5 protein-coding genes are annotated in these 6,532 nt (G+C 71.4%); all 5 read right to left on the reverse strand.

Annotated elements, in window-relative coordinates; all coding sequences use genetic code 11:
* Positions 1–15: 15 nt before the first annotated feature.
* Entirely contained in the window at positions 16–537 is a 522-nt protein-coding gene (locus ACFPZJ_RS36825; RefSeq protein WP_381031003.1) for a DUF4240 domain-containing protein, read from the reverse strand.
* Positions 538–590: 53 nt separating this feature from the next.
* Entirely contained in the window at positions 591–1,577 is a 987-nt protein-coding gene (locus ACFPZJ_RS36830; protein WP_381031005.1) for a helix-turn-helix transcriptional regulator, read from the reverse strand.
* Between the two features lie 77 nt (positions 1,578–1,654).
* On the reverse strand, positions 1,655–4,357 hold the full coding sequence (gene aceE / locus ACFPZJ_RS36835) for a pyruvate dehydrogenase (acetyl-transferring), homodimeric type (RefSeq protein WP_381031007.1): 2,703 nt from the start codon (positions 4,355–4,357) through the stop codon (positions 1,655–1,657).
* 283 nt (positions 4,358–4,640) lie between these two features.
* Entirely contained in the window at positions 4,641–5,264 is a 624-nt protein-coding gene (locus tag ACFPZJ_RS36840; protein ID WP_381031009.1) for a GntR family transcriptional regulator, read from the reverse strand.
* A gap of 252 nt (positions 5,265–5,516) precedes the next feature.
* The coding region (gene sucB / locus ACFPZJ_RS36845; RefSeq protein ID WP_381031011.1) for a 2-oxoglutarate dehydrogenase, E2 component, dihydrolipoamide succinyltransferase at positions 5,517–6,532 on the reverse strand (1,016 nt) is incomplete at its 5' end.

Here is a 6,532-nt window from a genome sequence, read left to right on the forward strand (position 1 = left end):
CACCCTGCACCGAGCTCACCCTCTGAACCGCTCCCACAACCGCGGGTACCGCTCGGCAAGCAGGCGTTCGTTCTCGAGGTCGATCGGTGTGCCCTTCGGTTCCGGGGGAGGGGGTGCGATGTCCAGGTCGGGGGCGACCGTGCCGGTGAGCTGCTCGTACGCCTCGTCCGCCGCGTAGCCGAGGTCCTCCCCGTCGCCGTCGATCTCCTCGTCGAAGTCGTCCAGGAGATCGGCGAGCGCGTCCGGGTCGTGCAGGGCGCCCTCGAAGACCTCGCGTCCCTGGCCGATCAGCCAGCACCGGAAGAAGTCGAAGGCGTCGTCGCTCGCCCCGTCCAGCAGCACCCAGGCGGCGCCCCACAGGTCCCAGGTGTACGCCCGGTTGTAGCGGGCCTCGAAGTGACGGGCGAAGTCCAGGACCGACTCCGGATCGAGCCGTGTGAGCCGCTCCACCAGCAGGTCGGCCTGCTCCTCCGGGTCGCCGTCGGCGGCCTCGCGGGCGTCGTCCACCAGCTGCCAGAACTCGGTCTCGTCCATCACGCGTTCCAGCATCGGCCCTGGGGGAGAGGGGCGCACCTGGAGTGCGGGCATTGTTATGGGCGGTACAGCTCGGCCAGCCGCAGCGCGTCCGAGGCGAACCGTGCCCGCAGGCTCTCGGGCGCCAGCACCTCGGTCTCCGGCCCGAGCATCGACAGCTGCGAGTGGGCGACCTCCTCCGACTCCACGGGCAGCGTCAGCGTCACCCACCCGTCCGCGTCCGGGTCGCCCGCGGCGGCCAGCGCCTCCCGGGCGGCCAGCGCGTCGACGGCGTACGGCAGTCTGCGCACGCCCGCCTTGGACAGCCGCACCACCACCCGCGCCCGCAGCAGGGACCGCGCGAACTGCTCGGCCCGCTCCTCCCAGAAGGCGGACAGGTCGAACTCCTGGTCGCGCTCGAAACGCTCCCGGTCGGCCTCCACCGCCGTGAACCGGTCGATCCGGTAGACCCGGAAGGACGCGCTGCCCGCGACCCGCGCGCACAGGTACCAGACGCCCGCCTTGAGCACGAGCCCGTACGGCTCCAGCTCCCGGGCCACGTCCCGCTGACGCTCCCCCTCCCCGCGCCGGTACCGGGCGACGATCCGCCGGTCGTCCCACACCGCGTCCGCGACGGCGGGGAGCAGCTCCGGCGTCTCGGGTTCCCGGAACCAGTTCGGCGCGTCCAGGTGGAACCGCTGCGCCGCCGTCCGTGAGGCGTCCCGCAGGGAGGGCAGCAGCGCCGCCGACACCTTCAGCCGCGCCGCCGAGGCCGCGTCCTCCAGGCCCATCTCGCGCAGCGCGCCCGGCACTCCGGACAGGAACAGCGCCTCGGCCTCGCTGCGGTGCAGCCCCGTGAGCCGCGTGCGGTACCCACCGACCAGCCGGTACCCACCGGCCCGCCCGCGGTCCGCGTACACCGGCACGCCCGCCTCCGACAGCGCCTGCGCGTCCCGTGTCACGGTGCGCTCCGACACCTCCAGCTCGCGCGCCAGCTCGGCGGCCGTCATGGAGGGCCGGGACTGGAGCAACAGCACCATCTTGATCAGCCGGGCAGCGCGCATACGGCCATCATGCCGGGCGCCGCCGACAGCGCAGGGGGGTACGGCCGCCGCCGTACCCCCTGCACCGAACTCCGGCCCTACAGGCCGTACTTGACGCGCGCTTCCTTCACGGCCGTCGCCTTCACCTCGCCGCGCCGGGCGAGCTGGGCCAGGGCCGCCACGACGATCGACTCGGCGTCCACGCCGAAGTGGCGGCGGGCCGCCTCACGGGTGTCCGACAGGCCGAAGCCGTCGGCGCCCAGCGAGGACCAGTCCTGCTCGACCCACTGCGCGATCTGGTCCGGGACCTGGCGCATGTAGTCGGATACGGCCAGCACCGGACCCTCGGCGCCCTGGAGCGCCTGGCGCACGAACGGCACCCGCTCCTCGCCGCGCAGCGCCGCCTCGTCGGCCTCCAGCGCGTCCCGGCGCAGCTCGCTCCAGGACGTCGCCGACCACACGTCGGCCGCCACGCCCCACTCGTCGGCGAGCAGCCGCTGCGCCTTGAGCGCCCAGTGGATCGCCGTACCGGAGCCGAGCAGCTGGATGCGCGGGGCGTTCGCCGGCACGGTCACGCCGGCCGACTCCGCCGTGTTGAAGCGGTACAGGCCCTTGACGATGCCCTCGTCGATGCCGAGGCCCTGCGGCTTGGCGGGCTGCGGCAGCGGCTCGTTGTAGACGGTCAGGTAGTAGAAGACGTTCGGGTCCTCGCCCGGCGCCGCCTCGCCGTACATCCGGCGCAGACCGTCCTTCACGATGACCGCGATCTCGTACGCGAACGCCGGGTCGTACGTCAGCGCCGCCGGGTTGGTCGCGGCGATGACGGGGGAGTGGCCGTCGGCGTGCTGGAGGCCCTCACCGGTCAGCGTGGTACGGCCGGCCGTGGCGCCGATGAGGAAACCGCGGCCGAGCTGGTCGCCGAGCTGCCACATCTGGTCGGCGGTGCGCTGCCAGCCGAACATCGAGTAGAAGATGTAGAACGGGATCATCGGCTCGCCGTGCGTCGCGTACGACGTGGAGGCGGCGATGAAGTCGGCCATGGAACCGGCCTCGGTGATCCCCTCGTTGAGGATCTGGCCGTTCTTGGCCTCCTTGTAGTACATCAACTGGTCGCGGTCGACCGGCTCGTACGTCTGGCCCTTCGGCGAGTAGATGCCGAGCGACGGGAACAGCGACTCCATGCCGAAGGTGCGCGCCTCGTCGGGGACGATCGGCACCCAGCGCTTGCCGGTCTCCTTGTCGCGGACCAGGTCCTTGACCAGGCGGACGAAGGCCATCGTCGTCGCGACGTTCTGCGAGCCGGAGCCCTTGTCGAAGGAGGCGAAGGCCTTTTCCGCGGGGGCGGGCAGCGGGGCCACCGGGTGGACACGGCGGGCCGGGGCCGGGCCGCCGAGGGCGGCGCGGCGCTCCTGGAGGTAGCGGACCTCGGGGGAGTCGGCGCCCGGGTGGCCGTAGGGGACCTGGCCGTCGACGAAGTCGCTGTCCTTGATCGGCAGGTCGAGCAGGTCGCGCATCGCCTTGAACTCGTCCACCGTCAGCTTCTTCATCTGGTGGTTGGCGTTCTTGGAGGCGAAGCCCTCACCGAGCGTGTGGCCCTTGACGGTCTGGGCCAGGATCACGGTCGGCGCGCCCTTGTGCTCCAGGGCCGCCTTGTACGCGGCGTACACCTTGCGCGGCTCGTGACCACCACGCGAGACGTGGAAGCACTCGAGGATCTTGTCGTCGCTCAGCAGCTTCGCCATCTCCACCAGCGCCGGGTCGGCCCCGAAGAAGTCCTGGCGGATGTAGGCGGCGTCGCGGGTCTGGTACGTCTGGATCTGCGCGTCCGGTACCTGGCGCAGGCGGCGTACGAGCGCGCCCGTGGTGTCGAGCTGGAAGAGCTCGTCCCAGGCCGAACCCCACAGCGTCTTGACGACGTTCCAGCCGGCGCCGCGGAACTGGGCCTCCAGCTCCTGCACGATCTTGAAGTTGGCGCGGACCGGGCCGTCGAGGCGCTGCAGGTTGCAGTTGATGACGAACGTGAGGTTGTCCAGCTCCTCGCGGGCGGCGAGCGCGAGGGCCGCCGTCGACTCGGGCTCGTCCATCTCGCCGTCGCCGAGGAACGCCCACACGTGCGAGCCGGAGGTGTCCTTGATGCCGCGGTTGGTGAGGTAGCGGTTGAAGCGCGCCTGGTAGATGGCGGAGAGCGGGCCGAGGCCCATCGACACCGTCGGGAACTCCCACAGCCAGGGCAGGCGGCGCGGGTGCGGGTAGGAGGGCAGGCCGCCTCCGCCCGCCTCCCGGCGGAAGTTGTCGAGGTGCTGCTCGGTCAGCCGGCCGTCGAGGAAGGCGCGGGCGTAGATGCCGGGGGAGGCGTGGCCCTGGATGTAGAGCTGGTCGCCCGAGCCGTCGGCCTCCTTGCCCCGGAAGAAGTGGTTGAAGCCGGTCTCGTACAGCCAGGCCGCGGAGGCGAAGGTGGCGATGTGGCCGCCGACGCCGTATTTCGAGCCCCGGGTCACCATGGCGGCCGCGTTCCAGCGGTTCCACGCGGTGATCCGCTGCTCCATCGCCTCGTCACCGGGCATGGCCGGCTCAGCGGCGGTGGGGATGGAGTTGACGTAGTCGGTCTCGAGGAGCTTCGGCAGCGCGATGCCGGTCCCCTCGGCGCGCTCCAGCGTGCGGCGCAGCAGGTACGCGGCACGGTGCGGCCCGGCCGCCTTGGCGACGGCGTCCAGGGAGGCCTGCCATTCGGCGGTCTCCTCAGGGTCGCGGTCCGGGAGCTGGTCGAGCTCGCTCGGCTGGATGGCGTTGGGGTCGGTCATGTCGCCGCCTTCCTCAGTCGAAGGGGGTTCCCTCATCGGTAAGGGTTCGGGGGTGCCCTTGGTCTTTGGCAGGACAGGGCGTGGGGCTGCGGTGCTGTGACACCTCGCGGCTGGCGCCGCTTTGCCCGTCGGCGACTGTAACCCCCTGATCGATGATCGATCAAAGGGTTGAGGGGCAAAACCTCTTGATCACGAGAAAGTCGGCACGGGGTGCCTTCGGCGGTGGCACCCGGTGACGTACCTTGGCTGGCTTTGTGCAGGTGAGCGCGGGTACGCTCCCCTGTCACGCCCTCGGCGCGCAGCCCAGGACGTGGGCCTTCACCAGCTCGGCGATGCGCGGGTCGCGCCGCTTGAAGGCGGCGACCAGCTCCTCGTGCTCCTCCGCGTACGACTGCTGGACCGTGCCCAGCCAGCGGATCGACAGCGCCGTGAAGACCTCGATGCCCAGCCCCTCCCAGGTGTGCAGCAGCACCGAGTTGCCGGCCGCGCGGACCAGTTCGCGGTGGAATCCGACCGTGTGGCGGACCTGCGCTGTCCCGTCCGACGCGCGGTCGGCCTCGTACAGGGCGGCGACGTGCGGTTCGAGGGCCGAGCAGTCCTCCGCCAGCTGCTCCGCCGCGAGTTCGGCCGCGATGGCCTCCAGCCCGGCCCGGACCGGGTAGCTCTCCTCCAGGTCGGCGGCCGTCAGGTTCCGCACCCGTACGCCCTTGTTGGGCGCGGACTCGATCAGGCGCAGGGACTCCAGTTCGCGCAGGGCCTCCCGGACCGGGGTCTGACTGACCTCCAGCTCGGTGGCGATGCGCCGCTCCACGATCCGCTCGCCCGGCTGCCAGCGCCCGCTGATGATCCCTTCCAGGATGTGCTCGCGGATCTGTTCGCGCAGCGAGTGGACGACGGGGGCGGTCATGAGGGCTCCTTAGGGCGCGTTGACGTTTAGACAATACGGCCGGTTCGCTCCGCGGGAAGGGCGCGTGAGGGGGCTTTCGTGCAGGTGAGACATGTTGCACATGGGGTTGCGGCGCCTTGCGGCTCGGTCGCGTCCGTCCTCGGGCGACTGCGGGTTGTCCGTGGCTGCTCGCGCGGTTCCCCGCGCCCTAAGGGAGTGCCCCCGCCCGGAGTGTTCCGGACGAGGGCACCACTGCGTACCGCTGATCGGCGTCTACAGACCGAGCTCGACCTCGAACTCGCCCGCCTCCAGGATCGCCTTGACCGCCGTCAGGTAACGGGCGGCGTCGGCGCCGTCCACCAGGCGGTGGTCGTAGGAGAGGGTCAGGTACGTCATGTCGCGGACGCCGATGACCGTGCCCTCCTCCGTCTCGATGACGGCCGGGCGCTTCACCGTGGCGCCGATGCCGAGGATCGCGACCTGGCCCGGCGGCACGATGATCGTGTCGAACAGCGCGCCGCGCGAACCGGTGTTGGAGATGGTGAAGGTCGCGCCGGACAGCTCGTCCGGGGTGATCTTGTTGGCGCGGACCTTGCCCGCGAGCTCCGCCGTGGCCTTGGCGATACCGGCGATGTTGAGGTCACCGGCGTTCTTGATGACCGGGGTCATCAGGCCCTTCTCGGAGTCCACCGCGATACCGATGTTCTCGGTGTCGAAGTAGGTGATGGTCCCCTCGGCCTCGTTGATCTTGGCGTTGACGACCGGGTGGGCCTTCAGCGCCTGGGCCGCGGCCTTGACGAAGAACGGCATCGGGGAGAGCTTGACGCCCTCACGGGCCGCGAACGCGTCCTTGGCCCGGGCGCGCAGCTTCATCAGGCGGGTGACGTCGACCTCGACGACCGAGGACAGCTGGGCCTGCTCGTGCAGGGCCTTGACCATGTTGTCGCCGATGACCTTGCGGATGCGCGGCATCTTGATGGTCTGGCCGCGCAGCGGGGACGCCTCCAGGACCGGGGCCTTCTTCGCGGCCGGGGCCGCTGCGGCGGCCGGAGCCGGGGCAGCGGCGGCGGCCTTGGCGGCCTCGGCGGCGGCCATGACGTCCTGCTTGCGGATGCGGCCGCCGACGCCGGTCCCCTTGACGGAGGACAGGTCGACGCCGTGCTCGGAGGCGAGCTTGCGCACCAGCGGGGTGACGTAGGCACCCTCGTCGGTCGCCTGGGCGGCGGCCGGGGCCGGGGCCGCCGGGGTGACCGGCGCCGGAGCGGCGGGCGGGGGAGCCGGAGCCGGAG

The organism is Streptomyces bullii, from assembly GCF_042657145.1.
In the GTDB taxonomy this organism is placed as follows: Bacteria; Actinomycetota; Actinomycetes; order Streptomycetales; family Streptomycetaceae; genus Streptomyces; species Streptomyces bullii.